Here is a 24,565-nt window from a genome sequence, read left to right as displayed (position 1 = left end):
TATGACTAATGATATTGTAGCAATTATAGTGACTTATAATCGAAAAGAATTATTGAAAGAATCAATTCTATCTTTGTTTCAGCAGACTTATCAAAATTTTAGTATCTATATTATAGATAACGCTAGTACAGATGGAACATATGAATATATCAATGATATGTTAGATAATGATAGATTATATTATTTTAATACTGGTAAAAATTTAGGTGGTGCTGGTGGATTTAGTTTTGGGATAAAAGAAGCTGTACAAAACGGTTTTTCTTATTTATGGATTATGGATGATGATACCCTACCCAAACCAACTGCTTTAGAAGAATTATTAGCAGCAAAAACTATCTTAAAAGATGATTTTGGTTTTCTATGTAGCGATGTAAAATGGATTGATGGAAGTCCCTGTGCCATGAATGTCCCTAACGTTTCAAAGCAATGGATTGAAAATACACAACTTATCAAAGATGGATTATTAAGAGTAGAACAGTGTTCATTTGTATCATGTTTTTTCACTAGTAAAATCGTAAAAGAAATTGGTCTCCCATTTAAAGAGTTTTTTGTTTGGGGTGATGATGCTGAGTATACTAAGAGAATAAGTGACATATACCCATCTTATTTTGTCTCTAAAAGTATTGTTACTCATAAAATGAAGAGTAATATTCCAACTGACATTTCTCAGGATTCACCTGATAGATTATTTAGATATCAATTTTCATATAGAAACATGTATTATGTGAATAGACAACAAGGAAATAAATTATCCATGTTATTATATAGATATGGTATTTTCTTAGATATTAAAAAAATCATTAAGAGTTCGCAAAAAGGAAAATGGAAGAAAATTAGAATTATATTGAAAAGTGTAAAAGCTGGGAAAAAATTCAAACCAGAAATAGAATATATTGATTAAAAAAAGAAAGAAGGTGTTATTGGTGAAGAGAAAATTAACAATAAATTATATTTTTAATTTATCATATCAAATATTAGTCATCGTTCTCCCATTAATAACAACTCCCTACATTTCAAGAGTTTTAGGTCCTGATGGAGTAGGAACATATAGTTACACAACTTCAATAACAACCTATTTTATTTTATTTGGATGCATTGGATTAAATCTTTATGGTCAAAGAGAAATTGCCTATCACCAAAATGATTTAGACAAAAGAAGTCAATCTTTTTTTGAAATATTATTGTTAAAAATATGTACTATGAGCATTAGCATTTTCTTTTTTGCTTTTACTATTCAAATTATGAATCAATATAAAATATTATTCTATATACAAATTATTGATTTAATTGCAAATATGCTTGATATTACATATTTTTATCAAGGAATAGAAGATTTTAAGAAGATTGTTATTAGGAATATACTTGTTAAAATTATTGGAATTGTATGCATTTTTGCATTTGTCAAAACTAAAGCAGACCTACCACTTTATGCAGTTATTTATTCATTGTCATTATTACTAGGAAATCTTTCAATGTGGTTAACGATAAATAAATATATTCATTTTATACCTGTTCATAAACTGCATATAAAAAAACATATTCGTCCAACATTAGTGTTATTTTTCCCTCAAATTGCAATATCTATTTATACAGTCTTAGACCGTTTTATGATTGGAATTATAACGAATAATACCATTCAAATTGGGTACTATGAACAAGCTCAAAAAATTGTAAAGTTAGCACTTACTTTAGTGACCTCTTTGAGCACTGTTATGTTACCACGAATTGCTCATCTATATGTACAAAATGATCAAAAAAAGATCGTCCAATATACAAAAACATCATTAAGATATACTTTTATAATTGCATTTCCTATTATGTTTGGATTGATGGGCATATCATCTAACTTAATTCCATGGTTCTTAGGTGAAGAATTCATAAATTCTTCACAAATCCTTATGATTACTTCACCAATTGTTGTTTTTATGGGAATTAGCAATATTATTGGCTTTCAATATTTAATACCTACACAGCGTCAAAAAATCTATACAATTTCAACAATTATAGGATCAATTGTTAACTTAATTCTTAATTGTCTTCTGATTCCTATATTTTTATCTGCTGGAGCTGCTATTGCTTCCGTAACTGCAGAATTTGGTGTGTCAATATTCCAACTTTATTGTATACGTAAAGAGATAAATTTTATAGAGGTATTGAAACAGTCAAAATTATATATTATATCTTCAATAATTATGTTTATATGTATATATTTTCTTTCTCAATATTTAGTTTCAACAGTAATAACAACATTTTTATTAATTATTATAGGATCTAGTTTATATTTTGGATTACTTATTATTTTAAAAGACGATTTAGTTATAAACACATTAACACGTTTCTTTAAGGGGAGATAAAATGAAGCATGCTATATTAATTGCCACACATAATAATGAAGAAATAACAAAACAATTTCTATCATTATATGATGATGAAAACATAGATTTTTATATTCATGTTGATAAAAAGGCCAAGCATTTTAAACATGAATTATTTTATGGTATCTGCAAAAAATCACATATTTATTTTACAAAGAGAATTAATGTTTATTGGGGAACATATAGTCAAATTAAATGTGAACTGCTACTCTTAAAGAGTTCTATTTGTGGAAATTATGATTATTATCACTTGATATCAGGATGTGATATTCCTCTCCTTACAAAAAATGATTTCTTGAATTTTTTTGAGGAGAATAAAGGAAAAGAGTTTGTCGAGTTCTCTCCTCATAGAATAGCAATAGAAAATGATGTTATATCTCGAGTGAAATATTATTATGTTCTACAAAATTCAATAAGAAATTCTAACCCTCTGGTAAGAAAACCTCAAACTTTTATTAGAGAAAGCCTATTAAGTTTACAAAAAAAATTAAATGTCAATCGTTGTAAAGACATCCATTTCTCATATGGATCAAACTGGTTTGATATTACTCACAATTTTGCTAAATATGTTCTTGATCATGAATCATGGATACATAAACATTTTCATAACACATGTTGCGCTGATGAATTATTTTTACAGACGCTTTTAGAACAATCAAAATTTATTGAAAATAATTATTACAATGAGGAGTCTTCGAACAGAAGAATTCATCTAGGAAGATTTGTTGATTGGCAAAGAGGTAATCCATATACATTTAGGAAGAGTGATTTTGATGATATTAAAAAAATCAAGACTTCTTTTTTTATACGCAAATTTGATTATTATACTGATTCTGTAATTGTTGACAAATTATTTGATAGACTAAGGGAGAAAGAAAAATGAAATATGATTATTTAATAGTAGGTGCTGGATTATTTGGTTCTATATTTGCTTATGAAGCAAATAAGAAAGGTTATAAATGTCTTGTCATAGATAAGCGAAATCATATAGGTGGAAATATCTATACAGAAAAGATTGAAGGAATACAGGTTCATAAATATGGTGCTCATATTTTTCATACCTCTAATAAAAGAGTTTGGGAATATATTCAACAATTTGCTGAATTCAATAGATTTACAAATTCACCAATTGCTAAGTATAAAGATGAAATATATAATATGCCTTTTAATATGAATACTTTTAATAAACTTTGGGGTGTTGTAACTCCACAAGAAGCTCAAGAAAAAATCAATGAGCAAATTAAAGAATCTGGAATTATGAAACCAAAGAACCTTGAGGAACAAGCAATTTCTTTGGTTGGAAAAGATATTTATGAGAAGTTGATTAAAGGTTATACACAAAAACAATGGGGAAAACCTTGTAATGAACTTCCTTCGTTCATTATTAAAAGATTACCAGTAAGATTCACTTATGATAACAATTACTTTAACGACTTATATCAAGGTATACCAATTGGAGGCTATACACAAATTATTGAGAAAATGTTAGATGGGATAGATGTTCAATTAAATTGTAATTTCTTTGATCGTAAAGAAGATTATATATCTATGGCGAAAAAAGTAGTCTTTACAGGAATGATTGATCAATATTATGACTATTGTTTTGGTGAACTTGAATATAGAAGTTTAAAATTTGAGACTGAAATATTAGAACTTAATAATTATCAGGGAAATGCTGTTGTTAATTATAACGAATATGAAATTCCTTTTACAAGAATTATTGAACACAAACATTTTGAATTTGGTATACAGCCAAAAACAATCATTACAAAAGAATATCCTGCAACATGGAAAAAAGGTGATGAACCTTATTATCCAATGAATGATGAAAAGAACAATAAATTATATGCGAAATATAAAGAACTAGCTGATAAAGAAGAAAATATTATTTTTGGTGGAAGATTAGGAATGTATAAATATTTTGATATGCATAATGTTATTGAAGAAGCACTTCAAACATGTATAAAAGAATTTGGAGAGAATGATGATTAATATCAAGAAAAAGAATGTTCTGAATTTATCTGCTTTGTATTTAGAGATTCCAATTATTCTTTTTTTAGTTTTATGGTGCAGATGGTTCATTGCCCTCATAGGTATTGCCACAATATTGTTTATTCATCTTAAATATATAAAACAAAAAAGTCATTCAGAGGCAATTATAAAAATACCATATAAATACCTTATCATCATTGCTGCCATTATTATATTATGGTGCATTTTGGGTGGACAAGGCAATCTATATTATCAGTCTTCTGACTGGGGGGCGAGGAATGCTATTTTTAAAGATATGATTTTTAAAGATATTCCAATAACTTACGGGAATGATACTTTCTTATCCTATTATATTGGTCACTGGATTGTTCCTATGACCTTTGGAAAACTATTATGTCTTATAGGCATAAGTCAAAATATAGTTTGGAGTATAAGTAATATTATTTTATTACTTTGGACATCCTTAGGTATTTTACTTACTTTTTCATTAATGATTTTTCATATTAATATAACGCAAAATAAGTATATACTTCTAGCATTAATTATATTTATATTCTTTAGTGGTCTAGACGTTATAGGCCTTTTGATTAGAAATACTGACTTCTCTACTCATTTGGAAACTTGGAATATTTACTATCAGTTTAGTTCTCAAACAACTCAGCTATTTTGGGTATTTAATCAGGCAATACCAGCTTGGCTTGGAACCATACTTTTTATATCTTTTAATGATATTAAATTAGATGCATATTTTGGAATACTATTAATTCTTTTTTGTCCGCTACCATTATTTGGATGCTTTGTGATAGTGGTATTTAAGATTCTATTTAATTACTTGCTAAAGAAAAAAACACATGTATTAATTAAAGATTTATTAACAATACCTAATATTTTAGGGATTTTTATTCTAGCTCCAATACTATTAACTTACATATTTTCTAACACAAGGTCTTCTGGTGGACAAGGAATGTTGTTTAATTTAAATATTGGTGGCTCTTCCTGGTATGACTGGTTTATGCTTGTTGTTTTTATATTAGTAGAATGTGGAGTCTATTTATTTCTTGTCTACAAGAATAACAAGAAGAATTATTTATTTTACGCAATTGCTGTTGCATTACCATTTATAGCTGCTTTCCGTTTTGGGACAACAAATGATTTTGAGATGAGAGCATCAATACCTTTACTGTTCTGTTTAATGGTACTTGTTATAAAAGAAATGATTTTTCATTTTCAGTTTAAGGATAAAGGTGTATTCATTTCGAAAAAAGGATTATTAATCTTAGGTTGTTTATCAGTTGGTATGTTTACTCCATTGACTGAGTTATATAGAGGATATCACGAAGTAAGAAATAACCATCAGATCAATTTAACAATAGAAAATATTCAGTTAGATGAAAATAGCATTAACTTTGTAGCACCTAATTATAGTAATACTACTTTTGGGAAATATATTGGAAAATAAAGGGAGGAAATTAAAATGAAAGTTGTTATTTTAGCAGGAGGATTTGGCACTAGAATTAGTGAAGAATCTCATTTGAAACCAAAGCCGATGATTGAAATTGGTGACCAACCTATTTTATGGCATATTATGAAATTATACAGTTATTATGGGTTTAATGAATTTATTATATGTGCAGGATATAAACAACATATTATAAAAGAATATTTTTATAATTATGCATTACACAAATCTGACATCACCTTTAATTTTAAAGATGATAATAAAATGGTTGTTCATAATAATGTATCTGAGCCATGGAGTGTAACTGTTGTAGATACTGGGCTTAATACTATGACTGGGGGAAGAATTAAGAGAATACAAAAATATATTGATAATGAGACTTTTTTATTAACTTATGGTGATGGAGTTTCTGATGTCAATATTACAGAACTTGTTAATTTTCATAAAAAAATGAATCATATTGCGACTATTACTGCAGTACAGCCTGGCGGTCGATTTGGTATATTAGAACTTAATCCGGATAACCAAATTAATTCTTTTAGAGAAAAGAGTAAAGAGGATGGAGGTTGGATAAATGGTGGATTTATGGTTTTAGAACCAAAAGTGTTTGATTTTATAAATGATGATTCTACAATTTTTGAAAAAGATCCATTAGAAAAAATCGCACGTATTGGAGAACTAGATGCATTTACGCATGATGGCTTTTGGCAATGTATGGATACAATGCGAGATAAAGACTATTTAGAGAGACTTTTAAGAGAAAATAAGGCTTCGTGGAAAGTGTGGGATAAAGAATGAAAGATTTTTATAGAGGAAAAACAGTTTTAGTTACAGGACATACTGGTTTTAAGGGAACATGGTTATGTGAAATTTTATTAGAACTCGGTGCAAATGTTATTGGTTATGCATTAGAACCTAATACTAATCCATCACTATTTAATCTTACACAACTTAATCAAAAAATGACATCTTACATTGGAGATATAAGTGATTTTGATATCTTATGTCAAGTATTTAAGAAAGAAAAACCAGAGATTGTATTTCATTTAGCTGCACAGCCAATTGTTTTAGAATCATATCAAAATCCTAAATATACATACGAAACAAATGTAATGGGAACCGTAAATTTATTAGAATGCGTAAGGCTTACGCCGACTGTTAAATCAGTTATTAATGTTACAACTGACAAAGTCTATCTAAACAATGAATGGGTTTACGGATATCGTGAGAGTGATCGCCTTAATGGATTTGATCCATATTCAAATAGTAAATCGTGTAGTGAGTTAGTAACATCATCATATATTAATTCATATTTTTATCAAATGAAATTACCTGTTTCAACATGTCGTGCAGGAAATGTCATTGGTGGTGGTGATTTTGCTAATAATAGAATTGTTCCAGACTGTGTTAGAGCTATACAGGAAGGAAAGAATATACAAGTTAGAAATCCAAATTCAGTTCGTCCTTATCAACATGTGTTAGAGCCTTTATATGCATATATGTTAATTGCAATGAAACAATATTATGATTACTCATTAGCTGGAAGTTATAATATTGGCCCAAATGATAAAGACTGTATTACTACTGGAACATTAGCAACATTATTTTGTAAGGTATGGGGAAATGATGTAAAATGGGAGGCAATTGATCAAAATGGGCCTCATGAAGCTAATTTCTTAAAACTTGATTGCTCAAAATTAAAATCAATATTTGATTGGAAACCAAGAACAAATGTTGAACAAGCTATTGAAATGACTGTTGAATGGTCTAAAAACTATTTGAATAATAAGAATCTAGAATTTGTTATCTTAAACCAAGTTAGAAAATTTTTTATGGAGGAATTTTAAAGTGAATCAAATAGAAAAAAAGCAAGAAATATTTAATTTAGTAAAGAAATATTATAAAGATTATCATGAAAATTTAAATGAATATAAAAAAGGGGATAAAATATCATATGCTGCTAGAGTTTATGATGCTCAAGAAATGATTAATATAGTAGATACTGCTTTAGAATTTTGGTTAACTTCTGGCAGTTATTGTGAAAAATTTGAAAAAGAATTAGGTGAATATCTAGGAATACAGTATGTTAATTTAGTTAATTCTGGATCGTCAGCTAATTTACTTGCATTTATGGCGTTAACATCTCCCCTTTTAAAGGATCGTCAAATTAAAAGAGGAGATGAAGTAATTACGGTGGCAGCTGGATTTCCTACTACCGTAACACCGATTATTCAATATGGAGCAGTTCCTGTATTTGTCGATATTACTATACCTCAGTATAATATTGATATTTCTCAATTAGAAAAAGCCATATCCTCAAAAACAAAAGCGATTATGATTGCACATACACTAGGAAATCCTTTTGAATTAGAAAGTGTTAAAACATTTTGTGAAAAATACAATTTGTGGCTGATTGAAGATAATTGTGATGCATTAGGTTCGAAATATATAATTAATGGTGAGGAGAAATTTACAGGTACTATAGGTGATATTGGTACATCTAGTTTCTATCCTCCACATCACATGACTATGGGAGAAGGTGGAGCTGTCTATACAAATAATCCTTTATTGAATAAGATTATTAAATCTTTACGTGATTGGGGAAGAGATTGTATTTGTCCTTCAGGGGTAGATAATTATTGTAAACATCGTTATGATGGTCAGTTTGGTGAATTGCCACAAGGATATGATCACAAATATGTTTATTCACATTTTGGGTATAATTTAAAAGCAACTGAAATGCAAGCTGCAATTGGTGTTGCACAATTAGAAAAATTCCCTTCATTTGTAGAAAGAAGAATTTATAACTTTAATAGATTATTAAAAGGATTAGAATGTTTGTCTGATTATTTAATTCTTCCTTCACCTTGCCCAAATTCAAATCCGAGTTGGTTTGGATTTTTAATTACATGTAAAAAAGGAGTAAGTAGAAATAAATTAGTAAAATATTTAGAAGAGAATAGTATTCAAACAAGAATGCTTTTTGCTGGAAATTTAACTAAACATCCATGTTTTGATCAATTAAGAAAAGATAATTACGGATATCGAGTAATTAGCGATTTACATAATTCTGATCGAATTATGATGGATACATTTTGGATAGGGGTTTATCCAGGTATGACTGACGATAAATTGGATTATATGATTAATACAATTAAAAATTTTTTTAAGGAGTATTAATTAATATGAATTTAAAAGATTACGTTGTAGACATAACCATACAATTATCAGATGCAGTCAATAAAATGACGCACAATAGTGTTAAAGGATTAATAGTACTTAAAAATGGAAAAGTTTATGGAGTTTTTACACGTCGAGATTTAGTTGATTGTTCACATGTATTTGGTGTTAGAAATATTACAATAGAGCCCTTTGTTAATATTAATTTTGAATATTGCCTTAACAAAATTGAAGCTAAATATAAACACTCAAAACACACCTTAATACCTATTATCAATAGTAAGAGTGAACTAATTGATATTTATTTTCCAATAAAACAAAACCATCAACATAAATATAATTATCCAATTGTTATTATGGCTGGTGGTTTAGGAACCCGACTTTATCCATATACAAAGATTCTTCCCAAACCCCTTGTTCCTGTTATTCATGATAAACCAATGATAGAAATGATTATGGATTCATTTTATGAATACGGTAGTAAGAATTTTTACTTGATTGTAAATCATAAAAAAGAAATGATAAAAAGTTATTTTGAAGAAAACAATCATGAGTATAATGTTTATTATGGAGAAGAAATTAAACAACTTGGAACAGGTGGCGGATTATATTATGTAAAAGAGCAAATTAAAGAAACTTTTTTTCTTACAAATTGTGATATTTTAGTTTTAGAAAACTATGATGAGATATATGAATACCATAAACAATCAAATAATATAGTAACTATGGTAGTTTCCCTTAAATCTATACATGTTCCGTATGGGGTCATAACAATTGATGAAAATCAAAAAATTGTTGAGTCAAAAGAAAAACCAACATATATGATTTTAGTGAATACAGGTGTTTATATTGTAGAGCCTATCATTTTTGATTACATTGGTACTGAAGAAGTCGTTGATTTCCCTACAGTTATCAATCGACTTAAAGATGATAATCTAAAAGTCGGAGTTTATCCAATAACTGAAGATAAATGGTTAGATATGGGGCAAATAGAAGAATTAAATTCTGCAAAAATCATTTTGACCGAAATAGAAAAGGGAGGTAAATTAACATGATTTGTTCTCTAACTAATGAAAGATTACTTGATTATGTAATAAATCAGTTAAATACCTTTTTCCCTGATGAAAATGATATATCTAAAGAATTAATAAGACATTCGTTTGATATAGCTCTAAAAAGATTAGAATTTTGTTTTCGTCCAATTAAAATTCCTGGTTATAAAAAAGATGGAGAAACATATTTTAATCATCTTCATACTGATCAATATACCCAATTTTTATATTTTTTAGGTAATCAAATATGGTTAGATGGCGGTGATGAAAAAATATGTTCTAAGCTGGTTAACTTAATAAGAATTATTTCAGGAATGTTTGTGACATATAAATGCAAATTACCAAAGATATTTGTATTTTACCATGCAGTTGGAAGTGTAATAGGAAATGCTGATTATTCTGATTACTTAGTAGTCTTCCAAAATGTAACTATTAATACAGCATTGGATCAAAATGGTGAGACTGCCCCTAAAATAGGAAAAGGTGTTTTTTTTGGAACTGGTGCAAAATTAATTGGAAATCAATCTATAGGCGATCGTGTATCTATAGGGGCAAATGTATGTATTTATAATCAAAAAATTCCCGCTGATGCAGTTGTAACGAATGAAAATAATAAAATTACAATCCGAAAAAGAAAAAAGAAAGAATGTTTAGTTCAACAATTTTTTTTAGATAAAATATGAGATGATATATGCTAGAATCATAGCAAAAAACATTAGGAGGGGGTTTTTATGAAAACAATCGGCTTTTGTATACCTTGTTATAATGAGGAAGAAAATATTACTAGAATATATACTGAAATAAAAAAACAAATGAAAGATATAGAATATGAATATAAAATTTTATTTATTGATAATAAATCAACTGATAATTCAAGAACTATATTAAAAGATATTGCACTTAAAGATAAAAATGTGATTGTCTTAATGAATACAAGAAATTTCGGTCCTGGAAGATCAGGAGCTTTTGGTTTTTTTAATACACCAGGAGATGCTATATTAACAATGGCATGTGATTTACAAGATCCTCCATCACTTATACCACAATTTATAAAAAAATGGGAGGCTGGAAATAAATTAATATTAGGAAGAAAAATTTCAAGTAAAGAAAGCAAGAAAATGTATTTTATCAGGAAACAATACTATAAAATTATGAGATTGTTTATATCAGAAAATGAATTAGATCAAATAACAGGATTTGGACTATATGATAGAAAAATTGTTAATGAAATGAAAAAAATATATAATCCCAATCCTAACTTTAGATTTTTAATTACCTCCTTAGGATTTGAAGTAAAATTCATTGATTATGTTCAACCAGGACGTGAACATGGAAAATCAAGTTATACCTTTTTTTCCTATTTAGATACTGCAATTATTTCACTTGTGGAAAATTCAAATAAACCATTAAGAATTATATCTATTTTTGGTTTACTCTCTTTTATTTTCTTTTTTATCTTAAACATAGGAATAATAATATTTTCTATTATCAATTATTGTTTTAGTGAGATAATAATATATATCATAGCTTGTATATTATTTGAATTTTTATCAATTATAATTGGATGTATTGGGATTATAGGAGAATATATTGGTGAATTATTGGAAAGATCTAAACAATTTCCGTTGGTAGTATTAGAAGAAAGTTGGAATTTTGATGATATTTAATAGGTAACTAAATATATCTAATAATGAGAACTTATAAACCAAAAGGCCTATTTATAGGTTGTGAATACTATTAAATGTCATATAGATAAAAACTAATGTTCTATTCTATTTATATATTTTATATATCTTTGATTAACAATTAGCTATTTGTAGTAAAATATAAATTTTGAAGTTTTTAAAAAATAAAAATATATTCTTTATTGATTTTTATTGTAATTTTCATATTTTAGTTTTACAAATCCATGAGCAAAGAAATTAGATGTTATTTTGAAGTAAGTAGATTTATTAAGTGACTAGGTAAAATTTAACTTATAATTATTGTATAAATCATTATACAAGATAGTAAATTATACTTTAAATAATTACATTTAATAGGTCAAAATAGGTGATTATCAATTAAATATAAATTCTATATATATATATAGAATAAAAAGTTTATTCTAGAGGTAATTAAGTGGAGGAAAAAATGAATAAAATTATACACATTGTTAAAAGTAAGAAAAGTTATTTTCTAATTTTAGGATTATTACTTTTATTATTTTTTGTAAGATTAATATTTCTGGACGGAGACATTCCACCAAATAGTTTATTAGATTATTCACCAGTAGATGAAGGAATATATGGTAATCTAGCATTAAATACTATAAACTTTAATTCTATAAATCCAAATTCATATTTTGGAGTTGACTTTATAAATATGAGTGGCCAAGTTATACTTAACTTTATTGGAAATATATTTATTATGATAGGGTTGTTTGTTTTTGGAGATAACTATTTTGGCTTTAGAATACCAATTGTCATAACTACACTTATTACTTTTATAATTATTTATGCTATATTTATAGAAATTGAGAAAAAGTATAATTTTAAAAATCATAATTTAAAAATCATATTTATGTTTCTTCTCGTTTCTAATTTTATTATTTATAATGCAAGCAGAACAGTTGAACCAACTATATTTCGAATGTTATTTGTTTGTCTAATATGTTACTTGTTTATTAAATTAAGTGATAAAAATAAATTACGCAGTTTCATAATAGGTTTGTTAACATCTATATCCATGTTTTTAGTATATATTACAAATTCTTTTCTTTGTATTTCTTTTATATTATTTATAATTTATTTGTTTTATATGAAAGAATTCAAAAAAGCACGAGAATGTTTATTGTTTGGAATAATAGGTATAGGTATAGGCTGTTTTATATCTCAAATTTATTATATGTATTGGGGAACAGATTTTTTGACAAATACAATTATGATAATGAATGATTTTCAATATAATACAATGTATGCAATTTCAAACAATAATTTCTTGATATTTTTTAATAGAGTAATCAGTTTTTTTACATCAAACTTATTTATATATTGTACACCATTTTTAATAGGATTGTTTATTTTTTTAAAACAAATTTTATGCTTTTTTAAAGAAAAAAATGAAACAATTATATTTTCTACACTAACTATTTTTTCTTTATTTATTCAAACATTGGTTACAGAAGACTTTATTAATAGGAAAATTATTGTATTATTACCAGTATTTTGTATGTTGTTTTATGAATTATTTATTTATTATAGAATTGAAGGAAAAATTAACACACTAAAATCAATAAATTTATTAACTATACTAGTTATAATTTTATGCTTTATTAAAAAATTTTTCTTTGGAAATATTGGATACACACAATATAATAGCACTGATATTTTAATATCGTTTTTATTTTTTTTATTACCTAGTATTATTATAATTATTATTTTAATTTATCCAAAAATATATAATATAAATAATGCAGTTATTATATATTTTTTACTTATTTGTTTTGGAAATTCTTTATTTATATATAGATATAATTTTAAGCATATTAATTTTGGAGAGAAGGAAGCTATGATAAGCTTAAGAGAATTTGATGATGAAATTATTCTTGGCGAATATGAAAATGGTTTTACACTATATAACAATTTTATTCCTTTATTAGAAAGTCGTGAAAAAACATACGAGTTAATGAAATCAGGTAAATACAAATTTTATTTTGATTATGCTAATGTTGACGGATATCTAAACACAACATTTCCAAATATAAAATTTGAAAAATATAAAATAATAAAGCGACAGTTTCCAAATCAATATGGAAATAATGATATGTGTGTATACAAAATAAAATATGAAGAGGATTAAGTGTGAAACAAAAATATAGAAAAAAGTATAAAAAAAGGCAGACTTAAAAACAAGTACGGATTTTGTAGAAAAAAACCAAATATTTACATTAGATTATTCTGAATTGTCGAAACGCCTATTCCTGATTGTTTGAGAAATTCTAAGGCTGATTCTACTGTCATTTCTGGTTGTTGTTTTGGCTTTGTTGTTGGATTTTTAAAGGATTCATAATCGGAAAGATTAAAGGTCTCACCTGTAAGAATCATATGATAGATACTGGTAAGTATCATTCTCGCAATAGCGATAATAGCTTTCTTGTGTCCTCGTCTTTTCTTGATGCGATTATATTTGATCACAAAGTAATTATCTGGATTTTTGATAGCGGCTAGTGCACATTGTACAAGTACTGGTTTGAGATATTGACCAGCTTTAGAAATGCGAACGGATTTCTTTTTATTGGCACTTTCGTTATTCGCAGGAGCTAATCCTGCCCAAGACATAAGTTGTTTATCATTTTCAAATTGTGTCATATCTAAACCAATTTCTGAAAGGATGATAATCGCTGATGTTAATTGAATTCCTGGAAGTTCTGTAATATGTATAAATTGATCCAATAGTGGAGAAGCGCGTTTTACTATTTCTATTGTACAAGCTTCAATGTGTTGATCTAGTTCCTGCATATGAACTTTAGCTTCCGTCATTTTGAAATGTTGATCACTTTCAATGTTACAATCTTTGATAGACTCTAAAATCTTATCCTTATTTTTACAACTACCATGGATAAGTTTACGTATCTTATCGTCATCAAGGATATTACAAGAAAGAACTTCATCCATGATGCGAGAAGCCGTTTTACCAAAAGGATCAGTTACAACAGAGGCTAAGCCAATGTTAGAAACAGTCATACTATTTTGATATCGATTACGTTCAGAAGAACGCATACAAATAAGTTTATAACGATATCGACATAGTTCACGAAGAGCACGAATCTCTTTGGGCGGAATAAAAGAAGATTTAACAAGATCATGTTTAAAGAGATCACAGATCCATAAGGAATCTTTCTTGTCAGTCTTCTTCCCTTTAATAGCCTTAACGTATTTAGGATGGGTAAGACAGACGTTAAAGTCATCTTCTAAGATGTTAAAAATAGGAATCCAATACTCGCCAGTAGATTCCATGCAGACATCTTTACAGTTATAAGAAATAAGCCAATTTTTCAAACGAAACAAATCAGAATTTAAAGTAGAGAAAGTTTCTTGGACATATTCAGTGACATTGTTTTTCTTGTTAGTGATGCCAATAGTAGCGACAATAGAATTCTTGTCAATATCCATACCACTACAGTTGTAGCGAACAGTCTTTAACATAAAAAATCTCTCCTTTCAAAAAGAAGAGAGGTGACATTGACTGTTATCTAAGCTATATCACTGTGTTGATTGAAACAATCTTAAGTGTCCAGGCTCTAAGTCCTACTTATTTGTGCTTGAAAAGATAACGGCGACTTATAAAAATTCAGGATATTCTAATGGAGTAGAATTGCCTACTCTCCTCCTCATGCTCTGTAGTATACCACCTCTCTTTAATGGTAGCACAGAACGTTAACTAGGAAAAGTAGGTTTAATGAAATATTTGTGGCGTGGAGCGAAGCGCCACGAGATGGAGGGAAAAATGATTAAAATACTATTTACAGGAGGTACTGGGTTAATTGGAATTAACATAGTACCAATTTTAAAAACTAAATATAATATTTATGCTCCAACAAGAAACGAATTAAATTTATTAGACACTAAGGCAGTTGAGAAATATGTTAAAGATAATTGTTTTGATATTATAATTCATAGTGCTAATCCTAACCCAATAAAAAATATTTTAGATCAAAATGCAACAATGTTAGAGAATAGTTTGCGATGTTTTATGAATTTTTATCGAGTAAGAGAATACTGTAAAAAATTAATATTTATTGGATCAGGTGCTGAATTAGATAAAAGTAAATCTATGATTCAAATTAGTGAGACAGACTTTGACCGATCAATTCCAAAAGATGAATATGGTTTTGCTAAGTACATAATGTCACATTTAGCTTTAAGTAGTGAAAATGTTTATAATCTAAGACTGTTTGCGTGCTATGGACCTGGAGATTGGGAATCAAAATTTATAACTCATTGTATTCATAGTGTTTTATCTAATCAAGATATAACAATACATCAGAACTGTATTTTCGATTATATTCAAGTATATGACTTAGCAAATATATTATCTTATTTTATTGAGAATAAACCTAAATATCATGATTACAACATAGCAAGTGGTTCTAGATATACTCTTGTCGAAATTGCTGAAAAAGTTTTAGATATTATGGATAGCAATTTAAAGATTAATATATTAAAAGATGGGATGAATAATGAGTATACTCCTGATATTTCAAGATTATTGGATGAAATAGGAGATTATCAATTTATTCAATTAGATGAAGGTATAAAATTACAGATTGAAAGTGAATTGGAGAAAAATTAATATGAAAAAACGAGTTGCAGATATAGTTATAGAATCTTTAATTGAATATGGAATTACTGATTGCTTTGCTGTTGTTGGAGGAGGAGCAATGCATTTAGATAATGCATTGGGATTAAATAAAAACATGAATGTTGTATTTCAACATCATGAACAGGCATGTTCTATTGCTGCAGAAGGATATGCTAAAATTTCTGGGAATATGGCGGCAGTTTGTGTAACTAGTGGACCAGGAGCAACAAATGCATTGACTGGGGTTATGGGCGCATGGGTTGATAGTGTTCCTATGTTTATAATGTCTGGTCAAATGAGATATGAATTATCAGTAGCAAAAACAGGATTACCATTAAGATTTAGAGGAAATCAAGAATTTGATATTATAGGTTCTGTTAAAAATATGACAAAATATTCTAAAATGATTATAGATCCATTTTCAATAAAGAAAGAGATATATAAAGCTGTTCATATTGCTTTGTCTGGACGAAGAGGACCAGTCTGGTTAGATATTCCGTTAGATATCCAAAATGTACTTATTGATGAGGCTGACTTATATCCAGTTGATTCTATTGAGAATACACCGAATTTCAATGAATCAGATTTTGTTCAATTAAATCAAATGCTTTGTAAAGCAAAAAGGCCTGTAATTCTTGCAGGTAATGGTATTGCAAATAGTGGTAATTTATCATTGTTTAGAGAATTTGCAAATAAAATAAGAATACCTATAGTTGCATCAGCAATCGCAGCCGACGTAATGTATGATGATTATGATTTATATTATGGATTATCTGGATTTATTGGTCCAAGAACAGGAAATTTTATTTTGCAAAATGCTGATTTGATTATTGCTTTAGGTACTAGTCTTGGGTTTAAAACAACAGGATATACCCAAGACAAATTTGCGCCTCATGCTAAAATTATAATGATAGATGTGGACAAGTATGAAGTTAAAAAACCAGGTGTTAGAGTTGATTGTTTTATTAATTCGGATTTAAGAGAATTTTTTGAGTATTGTATACCTAAACTAAGTAATACATTTGTAAATAATGAATGGATAGAGTATTGTCACAAATTAAAGAATAGATTTACACCATTTGAAGCAATTGAAAATTTGAATATCAATGAAAGAGTATGTTCTTATATGTTTTGGAAAAAGTACCAAGAGTATGAGAACAATGATAGTATAACTGTTTTAGGTAATAATACTGGTATTAGCTCTAAATTGCAAATTGGTGTTAAATATGAGAAATCAAGGATTATTGCTAATAATAATTGTGGGTCTATGGGGTATGATTTACCAGCCGCTGTAGGGACTGCTATTGCATGTAAAAAAGATGTTATTTGTGTAACTGGTGATGGTAGTATAATGATGAATTTACAAGAACTTCAAACAATAAAACATTATAATCTACCTATTAAAATTGTTGTTTTTTCAAATGATGGATATAATGCGATTAGACAAACATGTAAAAATTTCTTTAATGGATTTAATGTGGGATGTGATGCAGAAAGTGGTATTAGTTTTCCTTCTTTTTCTAAAGTTGCAGATACATTCGGATTTAATTATAAATGTTGTTATAAAAACAGTGATTTGGATGAGTGCTTAAAATGGTTATTTGAACAAACTGGTCAGGTTATTTTAGAAATTGAACAAAGACTTGATGATCCAATTACGCCTAAGGTTATGTCAAGAATTGGTGCTAATGGGGAGTTTGTTACTCCTTCCATTGAAGACATGTATCCATTTATAAGTAAAGAAGAATATGATTCACTAATGTTAAAGGATTAAGTAACCTATGCAACAATTTATATTAGGAGATAAAAATTCAATAAAAAGAAATAGTTACATTTGGAATATAATTGGTGGGTTAATTAATGCATTTCAATCTGTTATCATTCTTATTGTATTAACTCGTGTTTTAGATATAGAAATGGCAGGCATCTTTACTATAGCATGGGCCATTGCAAATTTGGCAATAACAATTGGAAAATATGGAGTAAGAAATTATCAAGTTACAGATATTAGTGAAAAATTTACTTTTAATGATTATCTTAGTCATCGTATTCTTGTCTCTGTACTCATGATAATTTTTACAATAGTATATATCGCTTTTCAAACATACACTAATGATTATAGTCTGGATAAAATTATTATCATTTTTTTAATGTGTTATTTAAAATTAGTTGACTCAGTGGAAGATGTCTTTCATGGGATGTATCAACAAAAAAATCGTTTAGATATTGCAGGAAAATGTATTTCCGTAAGATTGATTATTTCTACATTAATGTTATGTATATTCTCTATTCTCACACAAAACTTAATTATAGCTTCTATATTAACTTGTATATTTACTACATTAATCCTTTTTTACTTATTAAAAATATCGTATCCGATATTTTCCTTACCTAAAATTCATATTTCCTATAACAAATCATGGTTGATTCTCAAATATTGTTTCCCTATTTTCGGTGGCTCATTTTTATCATTTTATATTCTAAATGCACCCAAATATGCCATAGATGCTTTATTAACTTCAGAATTACAAGCATATTATGGCTTTATATCAATGCCTGTTTTTGTAATTGGATTATTGAATAATTTTGCTTTTCAGCCAATTCTGACTACAATGACTATCTGTTATGAAGAAAATGATATAAAAAAATTTGAAACATTTTTCTGGAGGCAAATTATTTTTATTATCTTTATTACTGTATTAGCTCTACTAGGTTCATTTTTTTTAGGAATTCCAATTCTATCATTATTATATAACTGTGATTTATCTTTGTTTAGACTGGATTTATTAATATTAATGTTAGGTGGAGGGTTACTAGCATTAGTAGGTTTTTTTACAACTATTATAACACTTATGAGAAATCAGAAAATTATTCTCATTGGATATATTATTGTTGGATTTTTAGCCTTATTTAGCTCAAATTTTATTGTTTATAGATATCAGCTGCGTGGAGCTTCAATTTTATATTTATTTTTAATCTTAATTTTAACATTATTTTTTAGTTCTTTTTTATTATTTAGAATAAGAAAATGGAAGGAAAATATATATGTCAAAGAATAAAATTGTATTTATAGGAGCAGGAGGTTATTGTAGAGGGGTATTAGATTCATTTTTTAAAAGTGATCTATATAACAATTATGAAGTAGTAGGAATTACTGATCCTATCGTAAATTCAGGAACTTTTATTAATGCAATCCCTGTGTTGGGTGATGATTCCATTTTGCAAGGTTTATATGATGAAGGTGTGCATTATGCTCATATAACTGTTGGAAGTGTAAAGGATTGTAACTTAAGAAAAAAGTTAATAACAAAAGCAAAAAAAATCGGATTCGAACTAATTTCAATCATTGATAATACTTCTATTGTAGCCGATCATGTGCAACTTGGAGAAATGATATATGTTGGAAAAGGAGCTATAATTAATACAGATGTTACTATTGGTGATTATTGCATCATTAATACTGGCAGTATCGTAGAACATGGATGTTGTCTTGGGAATCTAATACATATTGCACCAGGTGCTGTTTTAACGGGAGATATTACTGTAAAAAATGAATGTCATTTTGGATTAAATTGTTCAATTTTACAAGGATTAAATATTGGAAGTAATGTTATTATTGGTGCTGGAAGCACAGTTTTACGAGATATAAAAGATAATGAAACAGTGGTAGGTATTGTTAAATAAAATTATATTAAGAATGTTTTTTAGAGTTATTTATACCTATAAATGCACTCGGAAAGGAATATAAGAGAATATGAAAAAGATAAGTGTTCTAACAGGAACAAGAGCTGAATATCACCTCATGTATTCAATTTTAGAGAAAATTGTGAATGATCCACAATTGGATTTAGACTTGATAGTAACTGGAGCTCATTTAAGTAAAAAGCATGGTTATACTGTTAATGATATTAAAAACGATAATTTTACTATTAACAAAAAAATACCAATATTAGATGATACTGATGAATTGGTTGACATGGATAAAGCTATATCTAAATGTATATGTGAATGTAGTAAGTATTTTAAAAGTTCCAAACCAGACTTGTTATTAATTTTAGGAGATCGCTATGAATTATTTGGTGCAGTAATTCCTGCGTTAAATCAGCATATTCCCATTGCTCATATTCATGGTGGAGAGACTACTGAAGGAGCTATAGATGAGGCTATACGTCATGCAATATCAAAATGTAGTTATTTACATTTTACATGTTGCGAAGAATATCGCCATCGTGTTATTCAGTTAGGAGAAAATCCTCACAGAGTATATAATGTCGGAGGCTTAGGTGTTGAAAATATAATGACTCAAAAATTGATGTCTAAAACAGAACTAGAACAAAATTTATCATTTTCACTTTCTAATTATGCTCTTGTAACCTTCCATCCAGTTACACTTGAAAATGATACAGCTATCAATCAAGTAAAAGAAATGTTGGAGGCCTTTCTAGAGTTTAAAGATTTAAACTTTATCATTACTAAAGCAAATGCAGATGCTGGAGGAAATTTAATTAATAACATAATTGATGACTATGTTAGTAAATATCCAAATAAGTTCTATACAGAATTTAGTTTAGGAATGACTAGATATCTGACTGCTATGAAGTTTTCTAAAATGGTAATTGGAAATTCTTCAAGTGGTATTTTAGAAGCACCGTCTTTTAGAGTTCCAACAATTAATATTGGTGATCGTCAAAAAGGAAGAATTCAATGCAAAAGTATTATCAATTGTATCCCTGAAAAAGAAGAGATTATTAAAGCTATGAATAAAGGATTAAGCCAAAGTTTCAGAAATGAATTAGTGGATTTAAAAAGTCCTTATGGCAATGGAACAACGAGTCAACAGATTATAGAAATAATAAAAAAACATTTGAATGATGGTATTAACTTAAAAAAATCATTCTATGATATTAATTTTACAATAAAGGAGGAGTGATGATTATGTCAAACATTTACATTGTAGCTGAAATTGGTTGTAATCATAATGGGAATGTTAATTTAGCCTATGAAATGGTAAAGACTGCTAAGGAGTGTGGTGTTGATGCAGTAAAATTTCAAACATTTAATTCGCACGCTCTCATTTCAAAATACGCACCTAAAGCAGATTATCAAATTAAAAACACTGGAAACCAAGAAAGTCAATTAGAAATGACAGAGAAATTGGAACTTTCACATAACGATTATCTTAATTTAAAGAAATATTCTGAATCTTTAGGGCTAGATGTTTTTTCAACAGCATTTGATGAAGAATCAATTGATTTTTTATATTCAATTAAACAAAATGTATGGAAGATTCCATCTGGTGAAATTACCAATTTACCATATCTTCAAAAAATATCATCTTTAAATATTCCAAATAAGAAAATTATCCTTTCAACAGGGATGGCTACTATTGAAGAAATAAAAGCTGCACTTGATATTTTAGAACTTGGAACCTCTTCGGAGATTATTATATTGCATTGTAATACTGAATATCCTACTGATGATGAAGATGTCAATGTATCTGCAATAACTGATTTGCATAAAAATTTTCCTAACTATAAAATAGGTTTTTCAGACCACTCAAAAGGATTTGTTGCACCAATTCTTGCTGTACCATATGGTATTTGTTTTATAGAAAAACACTTTACTTTGGATTGTAATATGGAAGGTCCAGATCATAAAGCATCAATTATGCCAAACGATTTGAAAACTCTTTGCTATTCAATAAGAAGAGCAGAAATTATGTTAGGGAACGGAATAAAAAGAGTAACTAATTCAGAAAAGAAAAATATAAATATTGCAAGAAAATCAATTGTTGCTAAAAAAGCCATAAAAGAGGGAGAAGTTTTTAATCTAGATAACATAACATGTAAACGTCCTGGCAACGGATTAAGCCCTATGAACTGGTATAAAATTTTAGGAATGAAAGCTATTCGTGATTATGATGAGGATGAACTTATAGAAAAATCATACATAAATGACGAATATAATTAGAAGATAGAGGTGTAACTTATTATGAAAAAATTAGTATTAATATTATTTATGGTTTGTTTCTTATCTTTTATTACTATTTCTCAAACATATGCAGCAGATCATCAAAATGGTTACTGGACATGGACTGATACTGGATGGAAATATTATGATGAAAACGGAAATACGTTAAATGGATGGCAAAATTTAAACGGATATACTTATCTCTTTAATTCTGATGGTGGCTATACAATTGGATGGTATTATAATGATGAGGGATATCATTATTTTAATGATGAAGGACATATGTTAATCAGTTGGCAAACTATTAATGGGAAACGATATTATTTCAATAATCGTGGTATTATTACAAAAGGTTGGTTAACTCAAAATGGGAAAAAGTATTACTTTAATAATGAGGGTCATATGTTAACTGGTACAGTTACTATTGATGGTAAGATGCGTTATTTTAAATCTAATGGTGAATTAGGATTAGGCTGGCAATGGACTGAAACTGGTTGGAAATATTTCGATAACAATGGGAATACATTAAATGACTGGCAATCTTTAAATGGTTATACTTATCTCTTCAAACCAGATGGTGGTTATACAATTGGATGGTATTATAACGATGAAGGATATCATTACTTCAATAAGGAAGGTCATATGTTAATTGGCTGGCAAACGGTTAATGGTAAAAGATATTATTTTAATAATCGTGGAATTATTACAAAAGGTTGGCTGACTCAAAATGGGAAAAAGTATTACTTTAATAATGAGGGTCATATGTTAACTGGTACAGTTACTATTGATGGTAAGATACGTTATTTTAAATCTAATGGCGAATTAGGATTAGGCTGGCAATGGACTGAAACTGGCTGGAAATATTTCGATAACAATGGGAATACATTAAATGGCTGGCAATCACTCAATGGATATACTTATCTTTTTAATCCTGATGGAGGATATACAATTGGTTGGTATTATAATGATGAAGGATATCATTACTTCAATGAGGAAGGTCATATGTTAATTGGCTGGCAAACGGTTAATGGTAAAAGATATTATTTTAATAATCGTGGAGTTATTACAAAAGGTTGGCTGACTCAGAATAGTCACCAATATTATTTTAACAGTGAAGGACACATGCTGACAGGATATCAAGTTATTGGTGGCAAAGAATATAACTTTGGATCAAATGGCATGAAACAAAATGGATGGTGTAATACATCAAATGGCAGAAAATACTTTGATAGCAATGGAAATACTGTTAAAGGCTGGCAGTCTATTAATGGGAATACGTATTACTTCGATAATAATGGGATCATGACAACTGGATGGTATCAAAATAGTGATGGTATGCATTATTTTGGCAATGATGGAGCTATGTATGTTGGGACTCAAATTATTGATGGAATTACTTACCATTTTGACGATAGAGGAATTTGTCCCATGGGATGGATAACTCAAAATGGCAAAAAAGTTCTTTACAATAGTTATGGAGAATATATTACTGGAGCTGATGCGTTAGTCATTGATATCTCAAAGTGGAATGGTGATATTGATTGGGATACTATCAAACGAGAGGGTCTTGTAGATAAAGTGATCCTAAGATGTGGATATTATGATTTCTCAGGAAATGGTTCTATATTTGAGAGTAATAAGATTGTTATTGATTCAAAATTTAAAAAGAATGCTGATGCATTAGAAAGATTAGGTATACCTTATGGTGTATACTTTTTTAGTTATGGAACAAATGTTGCTGAAGCAAGAGTTGAAGCTCAAGCAACTTTACAATTAATTCAAGGTAGAAAATTATCTCTTCCTGTATTTTATGACTTAGAATATACAGATGCCGCTGGATCAATATCAGCGAGTACATATACTCAAATGGCAAATGAATATTGCCAAATCATTTCTAATGCAGGTTATACGCCAGGAATTTATGCAAACCTAAATTATTGGAATACAAAACTATATGATTCATCATTAAATAAATATGAAAAATGGGTTGCACAGTATGGACACAAAAGTGAACCAATTATAAAAAATTGTACATATAAAGGAACTTACAGAATGTGGCAATATACTTCTTCAGGAAGCATTAATGGAATTAAAGGTAGAGTAGATTTAAATGCTTATTTTAGTTCTAAAAAAACTGGTCCTACAAATTAATCAATAGAGACACAACAATGTTGTTGTGTCTCATTCTTATTAAT

The 24,565-nt window shown here is 28.0% G+C and carries 20 protein-coding genes; 19 read left to right on the top strand and 1 reads right to left on the bottom strand.

Going from position 1 to position 24,565, the window contains the following annotated elements; genetic code table 11:
- Position 1: 1 nt before the first annotated feature.
- The 12 genes from GQF29_RS01890 (at position 2) to GQF29_RS01835 (ending at position 13,898) form a co-directional block, all read left to right on the top strand.
- The gene (locus GQF29_RS01890) at positions 2-901 is read left to right on the top strand and encodes a glycosyltransferase family 2 protein (RefSeq protein WP_117769204.1); all 900 of its coding nucleotides are present in this window, start codon (positions 2-4) and stop codon (positions 899-901) included.
- Positions 902-923: 22 nt separating this feature from the next.
- Entirely contained in the window at positions 924-2,354 is a 1,431-nt protein-coding gene (locus GQF29_RS01885; RefSeq protein WP_117769203.1) for a flippase, read from the top strand.
- A gap of 1 nt (position 2,355) precedes the next feature.
- On the top strand, positions 2,356-3,258 hold the full coding sequence (locus tag GQF29_RS01880) for a beta-1,6-N-acetylglucosaminyltransferase (RefSeq protein ID WP_117769202.1): 903 nt from the start codon (positions 2,356-2,358) through the stop codon (positions 3,256-3,258).
- Complete coding sequence (glf, locus tag GQF29_RS01875) at positions 3,255-4,367, top strand: UDP-galactopyranose mutase (protein WP_117769201.1); 1,113 nt, start codon at positions 3,255-3,257, stop codon at positions 4,365-4,367. The genes GQF29_RS01880 and glf overlap by 4 nt, the downstream gene beginning before the upstream one ends.
- A complete protein-coding gene (locus GQF29_RS01870) occupies positions 4,360-5,826 on the top strand; it encodes a hypothetical protein (RefSeq protein ID WP_117769200.1) in 1,467 nt (488 codons plus the stop codon). Before glf ends, GQF29_RS01870 begins: the two co-directional genes overlap by 8 nt.
- Positions 5,827-5,841: 15 nt before the next feature.
- The gene (gene rfbF, locus GQF29_RS01865) at positions 5,842-6,624 is read left to right on the top strand and encodes a glucose-1-phosphate cytidylyltransferase (protein WP_117769199.1); all 783 of its coding nucleotides are present in this window, start codon (positions 5,842-5,844) and stop codon (positions 6,622-6,624) included.
- Positions 6,621-7,673 carry a CDP-glucose 4,6-dehydratase gene (gene rfbG, locus GQF29_RS01860; protein ID WP_117769198.1) on the top strand — a complete coding sequence of 351 codons (1,053 nt, stop codon included), beginning with the start codon at positions 6,621-6,623 and terminating at the stop codon, positions 7,671-7,673. Before rfbF ends, rfbG begins: the two co-directional genes overlap by 4 nt.
- A gap of 1 nt (position 7,674) precedes the next feature.
- Positions 7,675-9,006, top strand: a complete 1,332-nt coding sequence (rfbH, locus tag GQF29_RS01855; RefSeq protein ID WP_117769197.1) for a lipopolysaccharide biosynthesis protein RfbH — start codon at positions 7,675-7,677, stop codon at positions 9,004-9,006.
- Positions 9,007-9,011: 5 nt separating this feature from the next.
- On the top strand, positions 9,012-10,061 hold the full coding sequence (locus GQF29_RS01850; protein ID WP_117769196.1) for a sugar phosphate nucleotidyltransferase: 1,050 nt from the start codon (positions 9,012-9,014) through the stop codon (positions 10,059-10,061).
- Positions 10,058-10,741, top strand: coding sequence for an LbetaH domain-containing protein (locus GQF29_RS01845; RefSeq protein ID WP_117769195.1), 684 nt, complete (start codon positions 10,058-10,060; stop codon positions 10,739-10,741). Before GQF29_RS01850 ends, GQF29_RS01845 begins: the two co-directional genes overlap by 4 nt.
- A gap of 48 nt (positions 10,742-10,789) precedes the next feature.
- Positions 10,790-11,725, top strand: a complete 936-nt coding sequence (locus GQF29_RS01840; RefSeq protein ID WP_117769194.1) for a glycosyltransferase family 2 protein — start codon at positions 10,790-10,792, stop codon at positions 11,723-11,725.
- A gap of 466 nt (positions 11,726-12,191) precedes the next feature.
- On the top strand, positions 12,192-13,898 hold the full coding sequence (locus GQF29_RS01835) for a glycosyltransferase family 39 protein (protein WP_117769193.1): 1,707 nt from the start codon (positions 12,192-12,194) through the stop codon (positions 13,896-13,898).
- An 83-nt stretch (positions 13,899-13,981) separates the two neighbouring features.
- Here the strand turns inward: GQF29_RS01835 and GQF29_RS01830 are convergent, their stop codons facing one another.
- Entirely contained in the window at positions 13,982-15,244 is a 1,263-nt protein-coding gene (locus GQF29_RS01830; RefSeq protein WP_054690391.1) for an IS110 family RNA-guided transposase, read from the bottom strand.
- 301 nt (positions 15,245-15,545) lie between these two features.
- Here GQF29_RS01830 and GQF29_RS01825 point away from each other — a divergent pair, with 301 nt between their 5' ends.
- The 7 genes from GQF29_RS01825 (at position 15,546) to GQF29_RS01795 (ending at position 24,521) form a co-directional block, all read left to right on the top strand.
- Complete coding sequence (locus GQF29_RS01825) at positions 15,546-16,391, top strand: NAD-dependent epimerase/dehydratase family protein (protein ID WP_054690389.1); 846 nt, start codon at positions 15,546-15,548, stop codon at positions 16,389-16,391.
- Between the two features lies 1 nt (position 16,392).
- Complete coding sequence (locus GQF29_RS01820; RefSeq protein WP_117769191.1) at positions 16,393-18,174, top strand: thiamine pyrophosphate-binding protein; 1,782 nt, start codon at positions 16,393-16,395, stop codon at positions 18,172-18,174.
- A 7-nt stretch (positions 18,175-18,181) separates the two neighbouring features.
- On the top strand, positions 18,182-19,459 hold the full coding sequence (locus tag GQF29_RS01815; RefSeq protein ID WP_117769190.1) for a lipopolysaccharide biosynthesis protein: 1,278 nt from the start codon (positions 18,182-18,184) through the stop codon (positions 19,457-19,459).
- A complete protein-coding gene (locus GQF29_RS01810; protein ID WP_054690375.1) occupies positions 19,446-20,084 on the top strand; it encodes an acetyltransferase in 639 nt (212 codons plus the stop codon). Before GQF29_RS01815 ends, GQF29_RS01810 begins: the two co-directional genes overlap by 14 nt.
- Before the next feature lie 70 nt (positions 20,085-20,154).
- Positions 20,155-21,330, top strand: coding sequence for a UDP-N-acetylglucosamine 2-epimerase (neuC, locus tag GQF29_RS01805; protein ID WP_054690372.1), 1,176 nt, complete (start codon positions 20,155-20,157; stop codon positions 21,328-21,330).
- 5 nt (positions 21,331-21,335) lie between these two features.
- Complete coding sequence (neuB, locus tag GQF29_RS01800) at positions 21,336-22,370, top strand: N-acetylneuraminate synthase (RefSeq protein ID WP_117769212.1); 1,035 nt, start codon at positions 21,336-21,338, stop codon at positions 22,368-22,370.
- Between the two features lie 21 nt (positions 22,371-22,391).
- Complete coding sequence (locus GQF29_RS01795; RefSeq protein WP_054690368.1) at positions 22,392-24,521, top strand: GH25 family lysozyme; 2,130 nt, start codon at positions 22,392-22,394, stop codon at positions 24,519-24,521.
- Positions 24,522-24,565 lie beyond the last annotated feature (44 nt).

The organism is Coprobacillus cateniformis (assembly GCF_009767585.1).
GTDB classification, from domain to species: Bacteria; Bacillota_I; Bacilli_A; order Erysipelotrichales; family Coprobacillaceae; genus Coprobacillus; species Coprobacillus cateniformis.
Note: the sequence above shows the minus strand (reverse complement) of the source record. Positions and strands in the feature narration are given on the sequence as shown.

Bases quoted from the DNA above. Each gene is read 5' to 3' on its own strand.
- neuB (WP_117769212.1), top strand. From the start codon at position 21,336: ATGTCAAACATTTACATTGTAGCTGAAATTGGTTGTAATCATAATGGG.
- GQF29_RS01825 (WP_054690389.1), top strand. From the start codon at position 15,546: ATGATTAAAATACTATTTACAGGAGGTACTGGGTTAATTGGAATTAAC.
- GQF29_RS01810 (WP_054690375.1), top strand. From the start codon at position 19,446: ATGTCAAAGAATAAAATTGTATTTATAGGAGCAGGAGGTTATTGTAGA.
- GQF29_RS01840 (WP_117769194.1), top strand. From the start codon at position 10,790: ATGAAAACAATCGGCTTTTGTATACCTTGTTATAATGAGGAAGAAAAT.
- GQF29_RS01795 (WP_054690368.1), top strand. From the start codon at position 22,392: ATGAAAAAATTAGTATTAATATTATTTATGGTTTGTTTCTTATCTTTT.
- GQF29_RS01815 (WP_117769190.1), top strand. From the start codon at position 18,182: ATGCAACAATTTATATTAGGAGATAAAAATTCAATAAAAAGAAATAGT.
- GQF29_RS01835 (WP_117769193.1), top strand. From the start codon at position 12,192: ATGAATAAAATTATACACATTGTTAAAAGTAAGAAAAGTTATTTTCTA.
- rfbF (WP_117769199.1), top strand. From the start codon at position 5,842: ATGAAAGTTGTTATTTTAGCAGGAGGATTTGGCACTAGAATTAGTGAA.
- GQF29_RS01880 (WP_117769202.1), top strand. From the start codon at position 2,356: ATGAAGCATGCTATATTAATTGCCACACATAATAATGAAGAAATAACA.
- GQF29_RS01820 (WP_117769191.1), top strand. From the start codon at position 16,393: ATGAAAAAACGAGTTGCAGATATAGTTATAGAATCTTTAATTGAATAT.
- GQF29_RS01890 (WP_117769204.1), top strand. From the start codon at position 2: ATGACTAATGATATTGTAGCAATTATAGTGACTTATAATCGAAAAGAA.
- GQF29_RS01845 (WP_117769195.1), top strand. From the start codon at position 10,058: ATGATTTGTTCTCTAACTAATGAAAGATTACTTGATTATGTAATAAAT.
- glf (WP_117769201.1), top strand. From the start codon at position 3,255: ATGAAATATGATTATTTAATAGTAGGTGCTGGATTATTTGGTTCTATA.
- neuC (WP_054690372.1), top strand. From the start codon at position 20,155: ATGAAAAAGATAAGTGTTCTAACAGGAACAAGAGCTGAATATCACCTC.
- GQF29_RS01850 (WP_117769196.1), top strand. From the start codon at position 9,012: ATGAATTTAAAAGATTACGTTGTAGACATAACCATACAATTATCAGAT.
- rfbG (WP_117769198.1), top strand. From the start codon at position 6,621: ATGAAAGATTTTTATAGAGGAAAAACAGTTTTAGTTACAGGACATACT.
- GQF29_RS01830 (WP_054690391.1), bottom strand. From the start codon at position 15,244: ATGTTAAAGACTGTTCGCTACAACTGTAGTGGTATGGATATTGACAAG.
- GQF29_RS01870 (WP_117769200.1), top strand. From the start codon at position 4,360: ATGATTAATATCAAGAAAAAGAATGTTCTGAATTTATCTGCTTTGTAT.